Annotated in this window: 1 protein-coding gene; it reads right to left on the minus strand. The window is 52.0% G+C overall.

What is annotated here, in order from left to right; translation table 11 throughout:
• Window positions 1-177: 177 nt before the first annotated feature.
• Window positions 178-525, minus strand: a 348-nt coding sequence (locus BHV64_RS08970; RefSeq protein ID WP_288115761.1) for a hypothetical protein, incomplete at its 5' end; no start/stop codon positions are given.

A 525-nucleotide genomic window follows, 5' to 3' on the forward strand; every position in this document is an offset into this window, starting at 1 on the left:
CGCCTCATGGAGCTGTTTCAGTACCGAAGCGTTGCTCTCATGGATAAGAAGCGGATAGACTTGGGAGTAGTTGTCGGCGATCGGTGTGTTGAACGACACAGTGATTCTGTTGTTTCGGGTGATGATTTCCAGCGCACGCCGGAAATCGGATTCCTGCATGTTCATTTGAAGGTGTCTTTAATGATTATCGGATATGGAACGTAGTTCGCATGGATAGACTTCAGTTTCCGAGTCTGAGCAGCAGATCAGGATAAGATCCTTGTCGGAGGGTGTCTCCTTATCGTCATTACCCGAACAGACGACACAACAACCGGACATTTCATAGTCGGGATCGCTCCGGAAGACACGCTGCCCGGGGTGAAAGACCTGCACGCGCGGCAGCTTCTCCCCGTCAAGGGTCTCCGGAAGAGCGATTACTTCCCGAACTGCAAGCCGGGGATGTTTGTCGAAATGCCAGTCTACCTCGGATTCTTCGCCGAGAGTCGTTTGAATCGCACTCAGAACCGTTCCGCATTGTTCGGAAAC

The organism is Alistipes sp. 56_sp_Nov_56_25, assembly GCF_001915285.1.
GTDB classification, from domain to species: Bacteria; Bacteroidota; Bacteroidia; order Bacteroidales; family Rikenellaceae; genus Alistipes; species Alistipes shahii.